We start from the raw sequence: 20,393 nt of genomic DNA, 5'->3' as shown, positions 1-20,393 counted from the left end.
GCGATTCTACCGCGCCGCGGCAAGCGGCAACGGTTCGCCGGCCTCCGTGTGGTCCGCGGGGGGCGCGGCGGCCGTTCTGGCGGGTGCATGAGCGGGCACCTGGCGCGCAAATGCGCACAGGGCGAGCCACGTTGCCTCGTGCTCGACGATCGTAAAGTGATCGGTACCGGGGATGGTCTGCAGCGCCACGGGGCCCGGCCACGCGGCGATCAGCCGCTCCGAGCACTCGTGCGGCACCACGGCATCGGACTCCGCCAGCAGTACCTTGGTGCTCTGGACCACCTTCTTGCAATGCGAAATCGAGTCGAAATGGTGGCGCATCAACTGCCGCAGCGGGACCAGCGGGAAGCGTTTTCGCACGATTTCGAGCAGCGAATCGTAGGGCGTGATCAGCTGCAGGCTCTCGAAATCCTGCAGATCCGCAAGCTGGATTGCCACGCCGGTGCCCAGCGAGCGGCCAACCACGTGCACGCGCACGCCGGGGTGCGCCCGGCGGATATGCAGCAGAAACTGGCTGGCGTCCGCCACGGCAGAGGCTTCCGACGGCATGCCATCCGAATGGCCAAGGCCGCGATAGTCGAAGGTGGCGAAGCCCATGCCGGCCGGCAGCCATTTGACGTACTGGAGCGTGTCCAGCACGTCCTCGCCACGGCCGGGCAGGTAGAACAGCAGGTCTTCCACGCCGTCGTCGCCCGCGTGATAGAGGTAGCCGCGCACCATGCCGCCGGGCACCGTGTGCGAATAGGCAATGATGCCTTCGGGCAAATCGCGCGGCGGGCGGCGCCGCGCATCGAACAGCAGGCGTTCCTGATTGACCGCGAGGTAAGTCCAGTAACAGGCGAAACCGCCCGCCGTGACGAGCGTGGTGGCGAGGGTCCGCCGGATCAGTGTTGACATGAGGCTCGATGACATGAAGCCCGATTTCTGTGATGGATGCATTCAGACAGCGAGGGGTTGACGCAAGTTCGCGCGCAAGTTCTTGTACGATACGCGCTTCGGAGCATTACACGGCCAGTGGAGGCCAGCCATGGATGAACAGAAGCGCGCCGAGGAGGCGCAGGCAATGGAGCGCGTGGTCAATGCCACGCGTCAGGTGCAGGTCGCCTTTACCGCCTTGCAGAGTCAGTATCCGCCAGCGGGCGAAGGCAAGCCATCGAAGATGGCATTGCAAACGTTCGATGCCGCACTACAGGCGCTGGAAGACGCGCAGGCAACGTTCGACGAGATGCTCAACGATCTGCTGGATGGCAACCGCTGACCGCCAGTTCTGACCGCGCCGGTCAGTTTGGCGGATAGCTCGCGACCTCGATCAGGTTGCCGTCGAGGTCGCGGCAGTAGACCGAGTTGAGGGTGCCGAGGGCGCCGCTGCGCTGCGCCGGGCCGGCTTCCACTGGTACTTCATGCGCGAGGAAATGCGCGACCACTTCATTTGGCGGCATCCGCGTGATGAAGCACAGGTCGTCGCTGCCCGACGTCGGGTGGATGCCTGTGAACCACGCCACCGTATCTTCGGTGATCGGGCGCAGATTGATCTTCTGCTGGCCGAACTTCACCGCCACACGCGGGCCCGTGCGCGACGGGAAGTCTTCGCGCTGCATGCCAAGCACGCGCTGATACCACGCGGCGCTGGTTTCCACGTCCTTCACGTTGAGGACGATGTGGTCGATGCGATCGATCGCAAGGGTCATGCGGGGCCTCCGGCTGGTTCGGGTTCGGGCACTACTCTACTCTCCACCATGGCCTCGAACAACCTTGCGTACTGCGACTGCCGCGGCCACAGGAAGCCGAGCTGGCGGACTGGGCGGCCTTCCGGCAGGGGCAGGATGGCGACGGTGTCCGGCATCAGCGCCGGCTGGTAGCAGTCGGGCACCAGCGACACGCCCAGGCCCATGCTCACCAGCAGCAGGATGCCGTCGGGGGAGTCCAGCTCGAAACGTTCCTGTGGCTGCAGTCCGCGTTCCTGCAGGTATTGCTCGCCCAGCAGGCCGCCCCATGTGCGGCGGTCGTAGCGGATCATTGGCTGCTCCGCCAGCAGCGTGTCTGGGTCCTGATCAGCGAGGTGCGAGGGGGCCAGCAGCACCAGCGGTTCGGTACGCACGGTGTGCCAGACGTAGGCCTTGGGCAGCTTGAACGGGGGTTCCACCAGCAGCGCGGCATCGACCTTGCCTGTCACTACCTGGTGATACAGGTCGTGCGAGGTGCCGATTTCCATCGTGGCGTCCAGGCGCGGGTGGCGCAGCGCGATGTAGCGCAGCAGATCGGGCATGACGTTGGTCAGCGCGGTGCGGATGGTGCCGATGCGCAGGCCGCCGGGGAAGCCCTCGGTGGATACCGCCATTTCGAGTTCGCGGACATCGCGCTGGAAGCGCCGGGCGCGGGCCAATAGCCGTGCGCCGGCTTCCGTGAGCCGCACGAAGCGGCCCGAGCGCGTGACCAGCGGGGCGCCAAGCTCGCGTTCGAGGGTGCGCAGGCGCTGCGACAGCGCGGTGGGCGTGATGTTGATGCGCCGCGCGGCCTCGGCCATCGAGCCGCACTCGGCGACCATGACGAATGTGTCTATGAAGCGTGTGTCCATATTAAAGGCGTGCCCTCTCCCCCGGCCCCTCTCCCCGAGGGAGAGGGGAGACAACAATTGGTTATTTAACTTTCACCCTCTCCCCCGGCCCCTCTCCCTGAGGGAGAGGGGAGCAAACCGGCGCGGGCCTCGCCTCCCCGAAGCGAGAGGAGACCGGCGCGGCCCCGCCTCTGAGGCGAGAGGAGGCCGGCGCGGTCTCGCCCGGCGCGGTGACAATCCACAAAAAATAGATTCTGAACGCGAGAAAACCCAATTGTCTTAGAGTTTTGAGATGCCCACAATGGCTCCGCAGACTAATAAGGAGGAGACAACCCCATGGATCTCGGGATCAATGGCAAGACCGCGCTCGTGCTGGGCGCGGGCGGTGGCCTGGGCGGGGCGATTGCGCGGACGCTGGCCCGCGAGGGCGTCAAGGTAGCGGTGGCGGATATCAACGCGGAGGCGCTCGGCCCCGTGGTGGCCGACATCGAGGCCGCCGGTGGCAAGGCGCTCGCGCTGCAATGGGACCTCGCCGACCTCGGCGTGATCGAGCCCCGCGTGGCGGCGATCGAAGCCGCGCTGGGTCCGGTGGATATCCTCGTGAACAACACCGGCGGCCCACCGCCGACACCGGTTTTCGGCCAGGACGCCGCCGTGTGGCAGAAATGGTTCCAGGCCATGGTGCTGTCGGTGATCTCGATTACCGATCGCGTACTGCCCGGCATGCGCACCCGCAAATTCGGCCGCGTGATTACCAGCACGTCGTCGGGGGTAATCGCACCGATCCCCAACCTTGGCCTGTCCAACGCGCTGCGTACCTCGCTGGTGGGCTGGTCCAAGACACTCGCGGGCGAAGTCGGCCGCGATGGCGTCACGAGTAACATCGTGCTGCCCGGCCGCGTTGCCACGCCGCGTATCCAGTTTCTCGACGAGCAGAAGGCCGGCCGCGAAAGCCGCGCGGTGGAAGACGTCCGCGCGCAGAGCATGGCGTCCATCGCGGTGGGCCGCTACGGCGAGCCGCAGGAGTACGCCGATGTGGTGGCCTTCCTGGCCAGCGCGCGCGCCGCGTACGTGACCGGTTCGGTCGTGCGCGTCGATGGCGGCCTGATCGCCAGTATCTGATCTCTAACTTCATTCCGAGGCCTATCCATGTCCGTTGAATCCCTGCCGCTCGACGCACGCACGATCGAGGTGCTGTCCAAGATCACTACCGCCACGCTGACCACGGTGCTGCTCAAGAAGGGCCTGCGCAATGTCTGGCTGCGCGGCGCCATGCCGCTGCACGCCGACAGCCCGCGTCTGGTGGGCCGCGCGTTCACGCTGCGTTTTGTGCCGGCACGCGAGGACCTGGCCACGCCCGCATCGTGGTCGTCGCCGATCTCCACGCGCGCCGCCATCGAAGACATGCCCGCCGGCTGCATCGCGGTGGTCGATGCGATGGGCGTCAAGGACGCCGGCATCTTCGGCGACATCCTGTGCGCGCGCATGGGCAAGCGCGGGGTGACCGCGCTGGTGACCGACGGTGTGGTGCGCGATGTGGACGGCGTGCGCGGTACGGGCCTGCCGGTGTGGAGCAGCGGTGCCGCGGCGCCGCCGTCGGTAGCCGGTCTGACCTTCGTCGCGTGGCAGCAGCCGATCGGTTGCGGCGGCGTGGCCGTGTTCCCGAACGACGTGATCGTGCTCGACAACGACGGCGCGGTGCTGATTCCGGCCGACATCCTCGAGGAAGTCGTGGCGGAAGCCGAAGAACAGGAGCGTGTCGAGGGCTGGATCATGCAGCAGGTGGAAGCCGGCGAGAAGCTGCCGGGCCTGTATCCGCCCAACGAAGAGAACAAGAAGCGCTATCAGGCCTGGCGCGCGCAGCAGAAGATTTAACGCTGCAAGGGTGGTCAGCCGGCACCGGTGCGTGCCGGCCGCAGGACAACGCGTGTCGCGCGCGTTGAGGAGAGAGTCGCGTCGGACGCGGCTCTCTCCACAATGCTTAACAAGCGTTGAGGGGAGCGCCGCGCCCGACGCGGTCGCCCCAGAACAATAATCAAGGGGACAGACATGACGTACCTTCACGGGGCAAATTCCGCTCGCCGTCGCTTTATTTCCGCATCGCTGTGCACCGGGCTGATGGTTGCCATCGGCGGCGCCCATGCGGCCACCGACTATCCGACCAAGCCGGCCACGCTGCTGGTGGGCTTCTCGGCGGGCGGCGCGGTGGATCAGGTAGCACGGCTGGTGGGGCAGGGGCTCGGCAAGGACCTGGGCCAGTCGTTCGTGATCGAGAACCGCGCCGGTGCCACCGGCACCATCGCGGCGGAAGCCGTGGCACGCGCCAAGCCGGATGGCTACACGCTGCTGCTGGGCACGCAATCGACGATGGTGGTGGCGCCGGGCATGTATCCGAAGCTGCGTTTCAACCCGGTGAAGGATTTCGTGCCGGTCTCGCTGGTGGCCTCGGTGCCGCTGGTGCTGGTCGTGCATCCGTCGCTGCCGCTGCATACGGTGCAGGACGTCATCAAGTACGCGCGTGAGAAGAATGGCGCGCTCAACTACGCGTCGTCGGGCCCCGGCGGTCCGCAACACGTGGCGGCCGAACTGTTCTCGACCATGGCCGGCGTGCAGATGGTGCATGTGCCGTACAAGGGCGAGGCCAACGCGATTGCCGATGTGCTCGGCAATCAGGTGCCACTGATGTTCAGCAACCTGCCGACGCTGCTGCCTTACATCCGTAGCGGCAAGCTACGCGCGATCGCGGTATCGAGCCTCGAGCGCGCGCCGAGCGCACCGAACATCCCGACGGTCTCGGAGTCCGGCCTCAAGGGTTTCGAGGCGCTGACGTGGTTCGGCCTGTACGCACCGGCCGGCACGCCCGCCGATATCGTGCAGAAGCTCGAGCATGGTGTGAAGGTGGTGGCGGCTGACCCTGACACGCGCGCCAAGATGACCGCGCAGGGCATGAAGGTGGAAGCGTCGGATAGCGCCAGCTTCAAGCAGTACATGGCGTCCGAAAGCGTCAAGTGGGGCGACCTCGTGCGCAAGTCGGGCATCAAGCCGGAATAAGCCACGATGCTGTGTCTCGATGACTTCGAGGTGGCCGCGCGGCGCCGCCTGCCCGCGCCGGTGTTTGGCTATATCGCCGGCGCGGCGGAGCGCTACCGGTCATTTCAGGGCAATCGTGATGCCTTTGACGACGTAGGTCTGATCACGCGCGTGCTGGTGGATGTTTCGCGCCGGTCCACGGCCACGTCGCTGTTCGGGCGCACCTATGCGTCGCCATTCGGCATCGCGCCGATGGGCCTTGCGGCCTTGTCGGCGTACCGTGGCGATATCGTGCTGGCGCAGGCTGCCGCGCAAGAGAACGTGCCGATGATCATGAGCGGCTCGTCGTTGATTCCGCTCGAGCAGGTGGTGCGGGTCAATCCCGATGCGTGGTTTCAGGCGTATCTGCCTGGCGACGAGCCCAGCATCATCGCGCTGATCGAGCGCGTGCGCGCGGCGAACTACGGCACGCTGGTGATCACGGTCGATACGCCGGTGCCGCCCAATCGCGAGAACTATGCGCGTGCGGGATTCTCGGCACCGCTGCGGCCGAGCGCGCGGCTGGCGTGGGAAGGCATCACGCATCCGCGCTGGTTGTTCGGTACGTTTCTGAAGACCATGCTGCGCCATGGCATGCCGCATTTCGAGAACAACTACGCCACGCGTGGTGCGCCGATCCTGTCGCCCAATGTGCAGCGCGATTTTTCGGATCGCGGTCATCTGGACTGGCGCCACTTCACGCTGATTCGCAAGCTGTGGCCCGGCACGCTCGTGATCAAGGGCATTCTCGATGCGCGCGATGCGAGGATCGCCGTCGACGCGGGCGCGGACGGCATTATCGTGTCCAATCACGGTGGGCGTCAGCTCGATGGCGCGGTGGCGCCGCTGCGTGTACTGCCGCAGGTGGTGCGCGCGTGTCCGACCGTGCCGGTGATGCTCGATAGCGGCGTGCGGCGCGGCAGCGACGTGCTCAAGGCACTCGCGCTCGGTGCGAAGTTCGTGTTTGTCGGTCGGCCGTTTTGTTATGCGGCGGCGGTGCAGGGCTTGCCCGGGGTGCGCAAGGCGATCGAGCTAATGCAGCAGGAGGTGTCGCGCAATATGGCGATGCTGGGTGTGACGTCGGTGGGGGATATCGACGAAAGCTATCTGTGGATGCCACCGACGCGTTTGTCGGGCCTCAGCGCGGCTGGAACACGATGATCGCCATGCCAGCGACCGCTACGGCCACGCCGGCGATATCCCACGGGCTTGGCCGTACGCCGTCGACGGCCCAGAGCCAGCAGATCGCCACCGCGATATAGACGCCGCCGTACGCGGCATATACCCGTCCCGAAGCATCGGGATGCAGCGTCAGCAGCCACGCGAAAACCGCGAGCGATGCGGCGCCAGGCACTAGCAGCCATGGGCTTGCGCCCTGACGCAACCACAGGTACGGCAGATAGCAGCCGAGGATCTCCGCGAGCGCGGTCAGCAGATACAGCGCTACGGTTTTCATGCGGCGTCGGGTGTGGTGTCTGCCTCGTGCGACGTCTCGGCTTCGGCGGCGGCAATTTTTCCGGTGCGCCGTTTGCGCGGGGCTGCCATGAGCCGTCCGCCCTTGTACGGGACATGGCCCGACGGCACCACTGCTGCCGCACTCTCGACGTGCATCTCCTGATCATCGAAGAACATATGCGCGCCGAACGCGTGCAACACCTGATCCTTGGCGAGGCCGCCGAGAAAGAACGCTTCGTCGATGGCCACGTTCCACGCGCGCAGCGTGTGGATGACGCGCGTATGCGCGGGACTGTTGCGCGCCGTGACGATGGCGATGCGCACTGGGCATTCACCGGGCGGGAAATGCTGCTGGATCTCGGCCAGCCGCAGCAGCAGCTTGGCGAACGGGCCCTCGGTCATGGCCTTGTGCCGATGGCGCTGTTCGTGGCGGATAAACGCGTCGAGCCCCTTCTGCTTGTAGATGCGTTCGGACTCGGTGGAGAACAGCACCGCGTCGCCATCGAACGCGATGCGAATCTGGCCGGCGGGCGCCTGGTAGTCGGGCGGCACATCGTAGAGCTGCGCCGCGGCCACGCCGCCGTCGATCGCGGCCTGCACATCGGCGGCATCGCGGGACAGGAACAGGTCTACCTTGAAGGCCTGCAGATAGCGGTCGATCGCCTCGCCGCCGGTGAACGCGGCGCGCGTGATATCGAGCTTGCTGGCCTCGATCGCATTGAATGCACGCAGCCCTGTGTCGGGTGAATTGCGCGAGATCACCACGACTTCGACGAGGCGACGCTCGGGGATCAATGCGTTGAGTTCGAGGAGCGCGCGCACCAGCGGGAACGCGGTGCCGTTGCGCAGCGGCTCGTCCTCGTGTTCGCGCTGGTAGGCGGTGTACGCGGCGACGCCTTCGCGCTGATAGATGCCGTTCTCGAGTTCGAGATCGAACAGCGCGCGCGAGGAAATGCCGATGACGAGTTTGTCGGTGAGATCGTAGGCCATGCGGAAGTATATGCGAGTGCCCTACGCCACCACCTTGCGGAGCGCCGCCACCAGCGCCGATACCACCTCGTTCTGCTCCGCCTGGCGGCGCCACATGATGCCTACCGGCGGCAAGTCCCAGCTCAGGGTGTACGGCAGCACCGCCGCGCCGCCGCCGTCGACGAGTTCGGCGGCTACCGATTTTGGCACCATGGTGATGGCGGCAGGCTGGCTGCGGAGCAGGGTGGCGGTGGTTTTGATCGAGTAGGTTTCGACGGTCGGCAGCGGTGGCGCCACGCCGGCGGTGGCGAACATCGTATTGATCGTGCGGCGTACCGGCGTGTGCGGCGGCGGCAGGATCCAGTCGAGTTCCGCCAGCCGATGCCAGTCGAGAGTGCCACGCGCGAGCCGTTCCGCCGCGCGCGCCGGTACCACGAGCACCGGCTCCTCCCGATAGAGCGGAGCCTGCACGATGTCCTCGCCGGGCACATAGAACGACCGCACGATCACGCAATCGAGTTCATGCAGCCGCAGCGCATTGACGAGCTCGTCGGTGGTGCCCTCGCGCACCAGCACCGAGAGCCGCGGCTGCTGGTCGAGCCCGTACGCGCACGCGGCGTCGAGCACCGGTCGCGATACATACGGAATCACACCCAGACGCAGGCGCCCGCGCAGGCCGGCCTCGATCGCCGTGAGTTCGCGCCCGAGCGCCTCCGCTTCCGCGAGCGCCACGCGCGCATGGGCCAATACGGCCGTACCGGTAGCGGTGGGCTCCAGGCCGCGCCGCGTGCGCTCGAACAGCGGGGTCATGAAGATATCCTCGATCTCGCGCAGCGCCTTGGTCACCGCGGGCTGCGACAGATCGAGCTCGGCCGCGACACGTGACACCGAGCGCTGGCGCTCCAGCGCGAGCAGCAACGGCAGATGGCGCAACCGCAGTCGCGACACCACGTTGTGCAGCAGCTGGTCGGAAGCACTGGGGCGAGCGGGGCGCGGGGGGCGAGCCGGCATGGCCGCGACGGGCGGGGGAGAAGAAGCGGGCGGCATATGAGAGTCAGGCGGCCTGAAACCGCGCAGCTTGGTATGGGTAACCGAATGGTATAACCGAATGGTAATACCACAATAATGAAATCGCGCAAGCCGGTTATTCGCTAGTCATATACTGCGCAGCAATCCCACGGAATTTTCACGTCCATGTTCACTACCCGTCCGGAAATCGTCGGCACCTTCGGTGTGGCCGCCTCCACGCACTGGCTGGCTACGCAGACCGCCATGGGCGTGCTCGAGCGCGGCGGCAATGCGTTCGATGCCGCGGTCGCCGCCGGCTTTGTGCTGCAGGTCGTGGAGCCGCATCTGAACGGCCCGGGCGGCGAAGTGCCGATCCTGTTCTGGAGCGAGCGCGAGCGCGCGGTGCGCTCGGTCTGCGGGCAGGGCCCCGCGCCCGCGCTGGCCGATCCCGCCGCGATGCGCGCCATGGGTCTTGAAATGATGCCCGGCATCGGCCTGATGCCAGCCACCGTGCCCGGCGCGTTCGGCGCATGGCTGACGATGCTGCGCGATCACGGCACGTGGTCGGTCGCCGAGGTGCTGGCACCCGTCATCGGCTACGCGCGCAACGGTTTCCCGCTGGTGCCGCGCATCTCGCAGGCGATTCTCGCGGTGCAGTCGCTGTTCCGCGACGAGTGGCACAGCTCGGCCGAGACGTGGCTGCCCGACGGCAAGGTGCCGCGCCCCGGTAGCCTCCATACGCTGCCGGTGCTGGCCGATACGTACACACGCATCGTCGAGACCGCGATGGGCGCGGCCGACACGCGCGAAGCGCAGATCGACGCGGCCATGGACTGTTGGTACCGGGGCTTTGTCGCGAAGGAAATCGACGCCTACTGCCGCACCACGCCAGTGCGCGACACCACCGGCGAGCGCCACACGGGTCTGCTGCGCTACGACGACATGGCCAACTGGGCGCCGACGGTGGAAGCGCCCGCGACCATGGACTTCGGTCGCTACACGGTTGCCAAGTGCGATATCTGGAGTCAGGGCCCGGCCTTCCTGCAACAGCTCGGCATCCTGCGCCACGCCGGACTGGAAGCACATGCGCCGACCTCGATCGAATTCGTGCATCGCGTGGCCGAAGCGGCCAAGCTCGCGATGGCGGATCGCCTGGCCTGGTATGGCGACCCCGATTTCGTGCCTTCGCAACTGTCCGCGCTGCTCGACCCCGCGTATCTGGCCTTCCGCGCGGCGCGCATCGGCAACAACGCCGCCACCGCGATCGATGCCGGCACGCTGCTCAATGGCATGGCGCCGCGACTGCCGGACCTGGGCGTGGCCGAGCGCACGCTCGCCAGTGCCGACGTGCGCTTCGGCATTGGCGAACCTACCTTTGCCTCGCTGCCCCCCGTCAGCGAATGGGCCGAGCGCGAACTGTTCGTTGGCGATACCTGCCATATCGACGTGATCGACCGCCACGGCAATATGGTCGCGGCCACGCCGTCGGGCGGCTGGCTGTCGTCGAGCCCGACCATCCCGTCGCTGGGCTTCGCGCTCAATACGCGCCTGCAGATGACGTGGCTGGAGCCGGGTTTGCCGAACTCGCTCGCGCCGGGCAAACGGCCGTGCACCACGCTGTCGCCGTCGCTCGCGCTGCGCGATGGCGAGCCGTACATGGTGTTTGGCACGCCGGGTGGCGATCAGCAGGATCAATGGTCGCTGGCATTCTTCCTGCGGCACGCGGTTCACGGCATGAACCTGCAGGAAGCGATCGATGCGCCAGCCTGGCACATCGACCATTTCCCGGGCTCGTTCTGGCCGCGCCAGACCGTGTTGAACCGCTTGAGCGTGGAAGGTCGGCTGCCGGCGGACACGATTGCCGGGCTGCGCGCGCGCGGACACGACGTGCGCGTCGGCGACGACTGGTCCGAAGGCCGCATGTCGGCCGCCACACGCGAGCGCGACAGCCGCGGACGATTGGTGCTGCGCGCGGGAGCCAACGCGCGCGGTATGCAGGGCTACGCGGTGGGCCGTTGAGCCGGCCGCATACGAAACCTATAACGAAAACAAGAGACAACTCAGACAAAACCCGCGGCGCGCACGAGCTTGCCGCAACACGACAGGGAGTTGAAACATGACGTCCGTAATCAAGAGCCTGCTGCGCGGTATGGCCGCGCTGGCACTGTGCATGGCCACCGCCGCGGGCGCGGCCGATGCGTATCCGACCAAGCCGATCACGCTGATCGTGCCCTGGGCAGCGGGTGGTTCCACCGACATCCTCGCGCGCGTGCTGTCCGAACACCTGACCAAGCAGCTGGGCCAGCCGGTGATCGTCGATAACCGCCCAGGTGCCTCGGGCAATATCGGTTCGGCCTTCGTCGCGCGCGCGCAGCCGGACGGCTACACGCTCCTGATCGGTTCGATGAGCACGCACGCGATGAATCCCGCGCTGATGCCGAAGATGCCGTTCAAGGGCGTGGAAGACTTCACGCCGCTGGGTCTGGTGGCCTACGTGACCAACACGATGGTGGTGCATCCGTCGGTGCCGGCCAACAACGTGAAGGAACTGATCGCCTACGCCAAGGCGCACCCGGGCAAGCTCGCGTACGCGACGGCTGGTTCGGGTTCGACCAATCACCTGAGCGCGGTGCTGTTCGCCAAGATGGCGGGCATCGACATGCTGCACGTGCCGTACAAGGGCGGTGCCCCGGCGGTGGTGGATCTGGTCGCGGGCCAGACCCAACTGCTGTTCTCGGCCGGCACGCAGACGCTGCCGCACGTGAACGCTGGCAAGCTGCGCCTGCTCGCGGTAACCGAGGCCAAGCGCTCGCCGCTGCTGCCGAATGTGCCGACCGTCGCCGAGACGCTGCCCGGCTATGAGCTGTCGGTCTGGTACGGTGCCTTCGGCCCCAAGGGCATGCCCGCGGATCTGGTCAAGCGCCTCAATGCCGAGATCAACAAGGTGATGACGCTGCCGGAAGTGAAGGCGCAGATGGAAAAGATTGGCGTGGAGACGGCGACGTCGACGCCGCAGGAGTTCGGCAAGATCCTGCGCCGCGATGCGGACCGCTACGGCAAGCTGATCCGCGAACTGGGGATTCAGGCGGAATGACGAATGCGCGCGCGAATCCGGCATTCGGTGCGGGCGGCGAGGGTAAGGATTTCGACGACCTCGCGCTGCTGGCCGTCGCGGAGGTCGAGCGCCTGTGCGACGCGCTGCGCGGTGCCGAAGCGCCAGCCGATGTGTTCGACGCCGTCGGCGGCGCCACGCTCGGGCTGCTCGGGCCCGGCCTGCTGACGATCAACGCCTGGCATGCGGACACTGCCACGATCGAACGGCTGTGGTCGTCGGACACGGTGGCATATCCGGTCGGCGGCACCAAGACCAAGGGCGATACGCCGTGGACGCGGCAGTTGCTGCAGCGCGGCGAAGTGTTTGTGGGCGAGGGCGACGAGGCGCTGTCGGCGGTATTCGACGACATTGCCCTGATTCGCGACCTGGGTCTGCGCGGCGTGGTCAACGTGCCGCTGTGCCACGCGGGACGCGTGATTGGCACCTTCAATTACCTGGCCGGCGGCGACGGGTGGAGCCCGGCTCAGGTGGCCGCGCTTCGGTTGCTCGGACAGCTCGCGTTGCCGGGGGTGCTTGGCTTGCGTACAAGGCAGCAGCGATAGTCCTCGCCAACTTAGGCGAGCGATTGCCCCTAAAAAAGGCGGTCATGCGCAAACGCGCGGGCCGCCTTTTTTGTTTTTTGCGCGATATCCGCGGATTGCGCCACTGTGGCGCGAATGCAAAAGATCACTATTCGACGGTCATTTCTGACAAAATCCGCAGCCGGGGACTAAAGCTATGACAAATCCCAGCCGTTAATACGCCGAGCCCGACTTTACACGGGGGATTTGCGCAAAGGCGGCACGGTGTAGTGGTTTGCCTCGTGCTGACGGGGCCTTTCCGAATGGGGGGAATAGGAATATGACGAAGTTGATCGGTCGACCGATGGCCGTATCGGGCTTTGCCGTGGCGATGTTGCTGGCGGCGGGGCAGACAGCATTCGCGCAAAGCGCGGACGCTCCGAACAAGGATCAGGCGCAGCAGCCGGTCGTGGTGGCCGTCGACGCGAGCAGCGCCGGCACCGCGCAGGAACTGCAGCAGCGCATCGGCGGCGGTACCGTCGCCGCGCTACGCAAGACCGCCAACGGCAGCTACGAGGCGCAACTGCTGTTCGATCGCCAGCTTGGCAAGTACTACATCGCGCTGATGCAGCAGGGCAATTACTGGCGCGTGATCCGCACCGGTGACGAGGTACGCGCCAACGCCAACTACGCGATGTTCGTGCGCCAGACCGAGCGGTTGTCGGACGTGGAGATGCAGCGCGCGCGCGTGGAAACGCAGAAGTCGCAGGTCGTGCAGAAGCTGGTGGCCGCACGCGAAGTCGAGCGCCGTCTCGAGGCCGATGTCGGCGTGGCGCAGGAACAGGCCAAGCTTGCAGCCGAGCGCGGCCAGGAAGAGCGCAGCCAGGTGCAGGACCTGCAGGCGCAGCAGGGCGCGGCGCAGGCCGAGCTCAGGGAAACCATGAGCCGTATCGCCCGCCTGCAGCAGCAGGAGAAGACCAGCGGCACGGTCACGCGTACGCGCTGATTCTCTCGCTGCGCTTCCCGCTTCTCTTCGCGCTTCTCGCAGCGGATGCAAACGCCGGACACTTGGGTCCGGCGTTTTGCTTTGATCGGTCAACGAATGAAGCAGGCCGGCACATGCTCGGTCAGCCAGTTGCCGTCGTCGTCCTGATAGAAGCGAAAGCCCTGATCATGCATGCGCAACGCATGCACTGTCAGCACCACCGCCTGCCCATAGCGCTGCCCCACCACCGCCGCCTTGTGCGGGTCCTGAGCAAGATGCACGTGACTGCGACAGCCGGGCAGTAAGCCCTCTGCGAGGATGGACGTGATAAAGCGGTTGGCCGTGCCGTGGAACAGCATGCTCGGCGGCATCGTGGGTTTCGGGTCGTCGGGTCTCATTGCGGTCCATAGGGAGGAATGACGGCGATGGTACAGACGCGCCACGAACGCAATTCAATCCAGATCAATTTCCGGTCATATTCGGGTCAGTAAATTGCTTTAACCGAATCGCCTCGTCATTTTCCCGTCTCGGCACCGCTGAAACAGTCGTTTATTTTCAGCGCGATGTAAATCTGTCCTGCGGTTCTTTCAATTCTGCGAAGAATATATTGGAGAGCGCTATGGTTTCCGTCATCCGGCAGTTGTCGTGTCTCGTACTCGGTGCATGCGTGCTCTGGCTCTCCGCCTGTGGTGGTGGCGGCGGCGATAGTAATTCGGCGGGGAGTCCGGGCAACCCGGTCACCCCCGGTGCGCCGGGCACTGGCACGCTTGCGCTGACGGTATCCGGTCTGCCGACCGGTACGCTGGCCAATGTGTCGGTGACGGGCCCCGACGGTTTTGCTCGCGCCGTGACTGCCACGACGACATTGACCGGGCTGGCCGCCGGCACCTACACCATTGCCAGCGACAACGTCCTCAATGGCACCTCGCTCTATAGCGCCGCACAGCCGAGCCAGACCGCTAGCGTCGGCGGCGCGACGTCGCCTGCCGTGACGGTGACGTACGGCGCGCCGCAGACCTTTCGGCTCGCGCTGACCGCAGTGGCGAGCGGGCTCACGGCGCCGATCTTTCTGGCCGCGCCAGCCAACGATCCCCGGCTGTTCGTGGTCGAGCGCGCCGGGCGTATCCGCGTGATTCCCAACAGCACGCCACCCGCCACGCCGCTTGCCACGCCATTTCTCGACATCTCCGCGCTGACCACGACCGATGGCGAACGCGGCCTGCTGTCGATGGCATTCGACCCGGACTATGCAATCAACGGCCGGTTCTTCGTGTATTACACGGCGACCGATGGCGCGATTACCGTGGCGCGCTATCAGGTCTCGACCGGCAATCCCAACGTGGCGGCCGCAACCGGCACCGTACTGCTGTCGATTCCGCATCCGGGCGCCACCAACCATAATGGCGGTCAGCTTGCATTTGGCCCGGACGGCATGCTGTATCTGGCCACCGGTGATGGCGGCGGCGCGAACGATCCGGCTGGCAACGCGCAGAACACCGCGTCGTTGCTGGGCAAGGTCCTGCGCCTCGATGTGCGTGGCGGCAGCTATGCGATTCCGCCGGACAACCCGTTCGCTGGCGGGGCGGGCGGCCGCGCCGAGATCTGGGCCAGCGGCCTGCGCAATCCGTGGCGGTTCTCGTTCGATACCACCGGGCTGCTCTATATCGCGGATGTGGGCGAGGGCGCGCGCGAGGAGGTCAACGTGATGCCGGCGACCGCGGCCGGGCTCAACTACGGCTGGGATCGTACCGAAGGCACCACGTGCGTGGGGGCGGCAACCTGCGATACCACGGGGCTGACACCGCCCGCGTTCGAATATAGCCATGCCGGCGGCGGCTGCGCGATTCTGGGCGGTTACGTCTATCGGGGCAGTGCCGTGCCGGAGCTGCAGGGTCGGTATTTCTATACTGACCTGTGCACGGGCGGGTTGCAGAGCTTCGCCTATCGGGACGGTGTGGTGACCGAGTCGGTGGACTGGGCGTTGCCGATCCCGGGCACCGTGTTCTCGTTCGGCACCGATGCCGCGCGCGAACTCTATATCCTGAGCAATGGACAGGTGCTACGCGTGCAGCGCGGCACGTGACGCCGGGCTGCCATTACGCCGCGCTACGACTTTGGGATTGTTGACTTTTGACGTGCCGAAGCCAATTCTTCGATCACGCTTTTTCTGACAACACGTCGTAAAAGGGTGGTGAAAATGAGGCTCAAACTAGGGGCCGCGGCGCTGATCGCGGTGGGGGTGATGGCCATGGGCGTCGTCCATGCGCAGTCGGGGAGCGGTGCCGCCAAGCCCGCCCAGGCGCAAGGACAGGCAAAGCCAGTCAACAAGCAGCAGTTCAAGATCACCCGCGTGACACCCGCTTACTGGCGCGTGACCATCGACAATCCGCCGTTCAATATCTACGGACCGGATTCGATGCCGCAACTCAACGAGGTGATCACGCAGATCGAGAAGGATCCGAATCTCAAGGTGGTCGTATTCGACAGCGCGGTACCGGGATTCTTTCTGACGCACTACGACTTCAAGCCACCGCTCGAAGCCACCACGAGCATGCCGCCGGGGCCCACCGGCTTGCCGCCGTTGCCCGATATGCTGGTGCGCTTGTCCAAGGCACCGGTGGTGTCGATCGTATCGATTCGCGGGCGCGCGACGGGCGTCGGCAGCGAACTTTCACTGGCCTCCGATATGCGCTTCGCCAGTCGCGAGAAAGCCGTGCTGTCGCAGTTCGAGATCGGTGCGGGCTTCACGCCGGGTGGCGGGCCGATGGCGCGGCTACCACGGCTGATGGGGCGGGGACGGGCACTGGAGATCCTGCTGAGCGGCAACGACATCAATGGCGATATTGCCGAGCGCTACGGCTACGTCAATCGCTCGCTGCCCGACGCGCAACTGGACAAGTTCGTGGACACGCTCGCGCGCCGCATCTCGACCTTCGACAAGCAGACGCTCGGTGACATCAAGCAACTCGTCAACAATGCCAGCCTGCCGCCGGACAAGGACCTTGGCGCCGAGTGGGCGGCGTTTATCACGTCGGTGCAGCGGCCTGCGGCGCAGCACAATATTGGCAAGCTGATGGAGCTGGGGCTGCAGGAGAAGCCCGACGTCGAGATTCACCTCGACCGCTATACCGGGCTGGTCAATCAGCCGGACGGCAAGTAGTCCGCAGCGGCGTCACTCGGTCGTGCTGGCGTTCCAGAACGCCTGGGCGATCGCGGTGGATGCCGCCAGTTCGGCCACCATGCGATCGAGCACGTCACCATCTACCGACGTAGAGGCGAGCATGGCTTCGATCTGCACGTCCTGCTCCCCGAATGCTTCCACCTCGAGGTCGCGGGTAGGGTGACCGATGGCTTCGAGCGCGTCCTCGAGCAGGCGCATGGCTTCCTTTTGCCGCGCGCGCGAGGTAATCACGTGAATGGTGTGCGTGGCTTCGACATCGGGTGTGTCGAGCGGCTGCCGATTGATGCGATCGGCCACAGGACGCAGCAGCGTGTTCGCCGCAAGGATGAAGGCGCAGCCGACGGCTGCCTCGAGAATCAGGTCCGCACCGGCGCAGGCACCCACGGCCGCCGAGCACCATAACGTGGCCGCGGTATTGAGGCCGCGTACATTGCCTTCCTCGCGCATGATCACGCCCGCGCCCAGAAAGCCGATGCCCGACACGACGTACGCAATCACGCGTACCGCGCCGTCATGGCCCGCGATATGGTTGGCCAGATCAACGAAGATCGCCGCGCCGAGCGCGACCAGCACATTGGTGCGCAGGCCCGCGGTGCGTTGACGGTATTGGCGCTCGTACCCAATGACGGCGCCGAGTACGAATGCGGAGGCGAGGCTGATGGCGGTGTCGAGCAGCGACTGCGGATCGACGTTGTGGAAGGCTTCGAGCGACATGGGCGAGTGCGATACGGGCCGGAGTTGGCGCGATTGTGGCACAGGCGGTGGAGGCCCTCACCCCAGCCCCTCTCCCTGAGGGAGAGGGGGGAAACCAACTAGGCTTACTTGCCGCCCCACTTGTCCACATCGAGCACCGCCTGCGCAAACGCGGCCGGCGCTTCCTGCGCCAGGTTGTGCCCAACGCCGCCACCGATGTCGCGATGCTCGTACTTGCCCGTGTACTTGCTACGGTAAGCACTCGGTGCCGGGTGCGGCGCGCCGTTGGCATCGCCTTCCATCGTGATGGTCGGCACACCGATGGTCGGTCCCACGGCCAGGCGCTTCTCGATATCGTCGTACTTGGCCTCGCCCTCGGCCAGGCCCATGCGCCAGCGGTAGTTGTGGATCGTGATGGCCACGTGATCGCGATTGTCGAACGCGGCCGCGCTGCGGTCGAACGTCGCGTCATCGAACTTCCACTTCGGCGAGGCCAGTTGCCAGATCAGCTTGGCAAACTGATGCGTGTACTTTTCATAGCCCAGACGGCCACGCTCGGTGGCGAAGTAGAACTGGTACCACCATTGCAGTTCGGCTTCCGGCGGCAGCGGCTGCTTGCCCGCGGCCTGGCTGCCGATCAGGTAGCCGCTCACGGCAACGAGGCCACGGCAGCGCTCGGGCCACAGCGCGGCCAGGATGTCGGCGGTACGGCCGCCCCAGTCGTAACCCGCCACGACCGCGGTCTTGATCTTGAGCGCATCCAGCAGGGCGATCGCATCGACGGCCAGCGCCGCCGGTTCGCCATTGCGCGGCGTGTCGGCCGACAGGAACGTGGTCGTGCCAAAGCCGCGCAGGAACGGCATGATCACGCGATAGCCACGCGCGGCCAGCAGCGGGGCCACATCGGCAAAGCTGTAGATGTCGTACGGCCAGCCATGCAGCAGCAGCGCCACCGGACCATCGGCGGGACCGGCTTCGGCGTAGCCGACATTCAGGGCACCGGCCTGGATCTGCTTGATCGGACCCAGGGACGTATGCGTGCCGGGCGTGGTCGACGGGACCGGCGCGGCCTTCGGCAGGTTGCTCTGAGCGTGCGCGCTCTGCATCAGGCCCAGCTGCGCGGCGGCCAGCGACAGGGCCGCGGTACCCAGAAAGCCTCGGCGAGGCAGATCGATCTTGTCCGTCATGTTTTTCTCCAGTTGTGCCTGATGGGGTAGTGCCTCGGTGGGCGATCGCGTGAAACTGAAGTGGAGTCTGAGACCGCTTCGCAAGCGGCATGTGTCAAATCGAGGCCTATTTGTATCGCCGTGTATTAGCCGAATCGCCACACATATGACGATACACATGCCGCCGGAAGTCCGTCCGTGGGGCGGGCTGCGTGCTGACGGGCATGATGGGGGTATCATGGCGACCGTCGCGGCATGGACTGTTCATGCTGAATCAGAAGAAAATCATGGCAACGTCCTTCGCAGGCATCGACCCCAACGAACTCGAGACCGTCAGGCCGTATCTGCTGCGCTTTGCGCGCCTGCAATTGCGTGACGACACGCTGGCCGAGGACACGGTCTCGGAGACCATCCTGGCGGCGCTCGAGCATCCCGAGCGGTTTGCCGGGCAATCGGCGCTGCGGACCTACCTGGTTGGCATTCTCAAGCACAAGATCGTGGACCTCCTGCGCAGCGGCAAGCGCGAGGTGCGTATCGCGTTGTCCGCCAACGAGGATGGCGAGGCGCAATCCGATGACGATGCGTTCGACGCGCTGTTTACGCGCAATGGCCACTACCAGAACCCGCCTTCGGACTGGGGCGATCCGGACCGCACCTTCGAGCGGCGTGAATTCTTCGAGATATTGCAGATCTGCGTGGACAAGTTGCCCGCCAAGGCCGGTCGCATTTTCATGATGCGCGAGTGGCTCGAGCTCGAAACCGAAGAAATTTGTCAGGATTTGAAGATCAGTGCGACCAACGCATGGGTGCTGCTGTATCGCGCCCGCATGCGCCTGCGCGAATGCCTCGAACTGAATTGGTTCGGGCAGCGCGGCGCGTCACGTTGACAGGACTCCCATGCCAGATTCGCCCGATGACCCGCACGGCCACGATGAATCCCGCAAACGGCTGATGCCGAATTGCGAGGAGGTCCATCACCTGACCATGAAAGGCATGGACCAACCGCTCTCGTGGACGGAACGCGCGCGGGTGCGCATGCATCTGGTTATCTGCCACGCCTGCACGAACTTCAGTGGCCAGATGCGCCTGATGCGCGCGGCCATGCGCTCGCTCGGCCAGCAGGAGCCGAACGAGCGCAAGGACGATTGAGATCGGTTGAGCTCGATCGAGAGGGTCTAACGGGTCTAACGGGGGTCTACCGCCGGCGTCGCAGCCAGTCGAGGCTCAGCCGTCCGCCACCAGCCGTGAGCGGCACCAGCAACAGCATGCCCCAGTAGAGATGGCTCTGGATCGCGGCCGGGCACTCGAACGTCCACAGGTCGGGATACGAGATCACGGCCATCAGGTTCACGGCGAACAGGCCCAGCGCGGCCGGCCGCGAGAACAGACCCACGAACAGCAGCAGCGGAAACGCGAGCTCGCCAAACGTGCCGAACACCGCGGCGACGTCGGGCGGCAGCACCGGCACGTGATACTCGTCGTGGAACAGTGCCAGCGTCGAACCCCAGTCCATCAGCTTGAGCTTGCCTGAGGCAAAGAACTGCCAGCCGACGTACACGCGAATGCCGAGCAGCACCGCGGAAAGTCCCCAGTCGGCGAGCCATTGCTCGACACGTTCGCGCGTGCGCTGGAGGGTGCCCGGCAGCGGACGGTCGTTCGGCGCGAGCGGTGGTTGGGTCAGGGTGTTCATGTCGTGAT

Annotated in this window: 23 protein-coding genes; 13 read left to right on the top strand and 10 right to left on the bottom strand. The window is 65.8% G+C overall.

Annotated elements, in window-relative coordinates:
• Positions 1-6 precede the first annotated feature (6 nt).
• On the bottom strand, positions 7-897 hold the full coding sequence (locus LDO41_RS13970) for an alpha/beta hydrolase (RefSeq protein WP_223989074.1): 891 nt from the start codon (positions 895-897) through the stop codon (positions 7-9).
• A gap of 130 nt (positions 898-1,027) precedes the next feature.
• Here LDO41_RS13970 and LDO41_RS13965 point away from each other — a divergent pair, with 130 nt between their 5' ends.
• The gene (locus LDO41_RS13965; RefSeq protein WP_223989071.1) at positions 1,028-1,258 is read left to right on the top strand and encodes a hypothetical protein; all 231 of its coding nucleotides are present in this window, start codon (positions 1,028-1,030) and stop codon (positions 1,256-1,258) included.
• 22 nt (positions 1,259-1,280) lie between these two features.
• Here LDO41_RS13965 and LDO41_RS13960 read toward each other — a convergent pair whose 3' ends face one another.
• Positions 1,281-1,688 carry a VOC family protein gene (locus LDO41_RS13960; protein WP_223989069.1) on the bottom strand — a complete coding sequence of 136 codons (408 nt, stop codon included), beginning with the start codon at positions 1,686-1,688 and terminating at the stop codon, positions 1,281-1,283.
• Positions 1,685-2,575 (bottom strand): LysR family transcriptional regulator, encoded by an 891-nt coding sequence (locus LDO41_RS13955; RefSeq protein ID WP_223989067.1) that lies wholly within the window; start codon positions 2,573-2,575, stop codon positions 1,685-1,687. The genes LDO41_RS13960 and LDO41_RS13955 overlap by 4 nt, the downstream gene beginning before the upstream one ends.
• Before the next feature lie 315 nt (positions 2,576-2,890).
• Here LDO41_RS13955 and LDO41_RS13950 point away from each other — a divergent pair, with 315 nt between their 5' ends.
• From LDO41_RS13950 to LDO41_RS13935, 4 genes are all read left to right on the top strand, one after another.
• Positions 2,891-3,676 carry an SDR family oxidoreductase gene (locus LDO41_RS13950; RefSeq protein ID WP_223989065.1) on the top strand — a complete coding sequence of 262 codons (786 nt, stop codon included), beginning with the start codon at positions 2,891-2,893 and terminating at the stop codon, positions 3,674-3,676.
• Between the two features lie 27 nt (positions 3,677-3,703).
• On the top strand, positions 3,704-4,429 hold the full coding sequence (locus LDO41_RS13945) for a ribonuclease activity regulator RraA (protein WP_223989063.1): 726 nt from the start codon (positions 3,704-3,706) through the stop codon (positions 4,427-4,429).
• Positions 4,430-4,603: 174 nt separating this feature from the next.
• Positions 4,604-5,605 (top strand): Bug family tripartite tricarboxylate transporter substrate binding protein, encoded by a 1,002-nt coding sequence (locus LDO41_RS13940; RefSeq protein WP_223989061.1) that lies wholly within the window; start codon positions 4,604-4,606, stop codon positions 5,603-5,605.
• A gap of 6 nt (positions 5,606-5,611) precedes the next feature.
• On the top strand, positions 5,612-6,784 hold the full coding sequence (locus LDO41_RS13935; RefSeq protein ID WP_223989059.1) for an alpha-hydroxy acid oxidase: 1,173 nt from the start codon (positions 5,612-5,614) through the stop codon (positions 6,782-6,784).
• Here the strand turns inward: LDO41_RS13935 and LDO41_RS13930 are convergent.
• From LDO41_RS13930 to LDO41_RS13920, 3 genes are read right to left on the bottom strand one after another with little or no spacing between them, the layout of a single operon-like run.
• Complete coding sequence (locus LDO41_RS13930; protein WP_223989057.1) at positions 6,762-7,079, bottom strand: YnfA family protein; 318 nt, start codon at positions 7,077-7,079, stop codon at positions 6,762-6,764. The two genes, LDO41_RS13935 and LDO41_RS13930, sit on opposite strands and share 23 nt — an antisense overlap.
• Positions 7,076-8,068: a 5'-nucleotidase gene (locus tag LDO41_RS13925; protein WP_223989055.1), complete on the bottom strand. Its 993-nt coding sequence runs from the start codon at positions 8,066-8,068 to the stop codon at positions 7,076-7,078. The genes LDO41_RS13930 and LDO41_RS13925 overlap by 4 nt, the downstream gene beginning before the upstream one ends.
• Before the next feature lie 21 nt (positions 8,069-8,089).
• On the bottom strand, positions 8,090-9,058 hold the full coding sequence (locus LDO41_RS13920; RefSeq protein WP_223989053.1) for a LysR family transcriptional regulator: 969 nt from the start codon (positions 9,056-9,058) through the stop codon (positions 8,090-8,092).
• Between the two features lie 183 nt (positions 9,059-9,241).
• Here LDO41_RS13920 and LDO41_RS13915 point away from each other — a divergent pair, with 183 nt between their 5' ends.
• From LDO41_RS13915 to LDO41_RS13900, 4 genes are all read left to right on the top strand, one after another.
• Complete coding sequence (locus tag LDO41_RS13915; protein ID WP_223989051.1) at positions 9,242-11,074, top strand: gamma-glutamyltransferase family protein; 1,833 nt, start codon at positions 9,242-9,244, stop codon at positions 11,072-11,074.
• Between the two features lie 97 nt (positions 11,075-11,171).
• On the top strand, positions 11,172-12,149 hold the full coding sequence (locus tag LDO41_RS13910) for a Bug family tripartite tricarboxylate transporter substrate binding protein (RefSeq protein ID WP_223989048.1): 978 nt from the start codon (positions 11,172-11,174) through the stop codon (positions 12,147-12,149).
• A complete protein-coding gene (locus LDO41_RS13905) occupies positions 12,146-12,712 on the top strand; it encodes a GAF domain-containing protein (protein ID WP_223989046.1) in 567 nt (188 codons plus the stop codon). Before LDO41_RS13910 ends, LDO41_RS13905 begins: the two co-directional genes overlap by 4 nt.
• Positions 12,713-13,010: 298 nt before the next feature.
• On the top strand, positions 13,011-13,676 hold the full coding sequence (locus LDO41_RS13900; protein WP_223989043.1) for a DUF2968 domain-containing protein: 666 nt from the start codon (positions 13,011-13,013) through the stop codon (positions 13,674-13,676).
• Positions 13,677-13,765: 89 nt separating this feature from the next.
• Here LDO41_RS13900 and LDO41_RS13895 read toward each other — a convergent pair whose 3' ends face one another.
• On the bottom strand, positions 13,766-14,053 hold the full coding sequence (locus tag LDO41_RS13895) for an RNA 2'-phosphotransferase (protein WP_223989041.1): 288 nt from the start codon (positions 14,051-14,053) through the stop codon (positions 13,766-13,768).
• Between the two features lie 221 nt (positions 14,054-14,274).
• Between LDO41_RS13895 and LDO41_RS13890 the strand changes: the two genes are divergently transcribed.
• Together LDO41_RS13890 and LDO41_RS13885 are read left to right on the top strand one after the other, a co-directional pair.
• The gene (locus tag LDO41_RS13890) at positions 14,275-15,738 is read left to right on the top strand and encodes a PQQ-dependent sugar dehydrogenase (RefSeq protein ID WP_223989039.1); all 1,464 of its coding nucleotides are present in this window, start codon (positions 14,275-14,277) and stop codon (positions 15,736-15,738) included.
• Positions 15,739-15,852: 114 nt separating this feature from the next.
• The gene (locus LDO41_RS13885) at positions 15,853-16,815 is read left to right on the top strand and encodes an enoyl-CoA hydratase/isomerase family protein (protein ID WP_223989037.1); all 963 of its coding nucleotides are present in this window, start codon (positions 15,853-15,855) and stop codon (positions 16,813-16,815) included.
• 12 nt (positions 16,816-16,827) lie between these two features.
• On the opposite strand, the gene LDO41_RS13880 is transcribed toward LDO41_RS13885, so the two are convergent.
• Positions 16,828-17,550, bottom strand: coding sequence for an MgtC/SapB family protein (locus LDO41_RS13880; protein WP_223989035.1), 723 nt, complete (start codon positions 17,548-17,550; stop codon positions 16,828-16,830).
• 104 nt (positions 17,551-17,654) lie between these two features.
• The gene (locus LDO41_RS13875; protein ID WP_223989033.1) at positions 17,655-18,716 is read right to left on the bottom strand and encodes an alpha/beta fold hydrolase; all 1,062 of its coding nucleotides are present in this window, start codon (positions 18,714-18,716) and stop codon (positions 17,655-17,657) included.
• Positions 18,717-18,982: 266 nt separating this feature from the next.
• On the opposite strand from LDO41_RS13875, the gene LDO41_RS13870 reads away from it, so the two are divergent.
• Together LDO41_RS13870 and LDO41_RS13865 are read left to right on the top strand one after the other, a co-directional pair.
• Positions 18,983-19,582 (top strand): sigma-70 family RNA polymerase sigma factor, encoded by a 600-nt coding sequence (locus tag LDO41_RS13870; protein ID WP_223989031.1) that lies wholly within the window; start codon positions 18,983-18,985, stop codon positions 19,580-19,582.
• A gap of 10 nt (positions 19,583-19,592) precedes the next feature.
• Entirely contained in the window at positions 19,593-19,844 is a 252-nt protein-coding gene (locus LDO41_RS13865) for a zf-HC2 domain-containing protein (protein WP_223989029.1), read from the top strand.
• A 46-nt stretch (positions 19,845-19,890) separates the two neighbouring features.
• On the opposite strand, the gene LDO41_RS13860 is transcribed toward LDO41_RS13865, so the two are convergent.
• Positions 19,891-20,385, bottom strand: a complete 495-nt coding sequence (locus LDO41_RS13860; protein ID WP_223989027.1) for a DoxX family protein — start codon at positions 20,383-20,385, stop codon at positions 19,891-19,893.
• Between the last annotated feature and the right edge of the window lie 8 nt (positions 20,386-20,393).

This window comes from Cupriavidus pampae (assembly GCF_914271485.1).
Lineage (GTDB): Bacteria > Pseudomonadota > Gammaproteobacteria > Burkholderiales > Burkholderiaceae > Cupriavidus > Cupriavidus pampae.
Note: the sequence above shows the minus strand (reverse complement) of the source record. Positions and strands in the feature narration are given on the sequence as shown.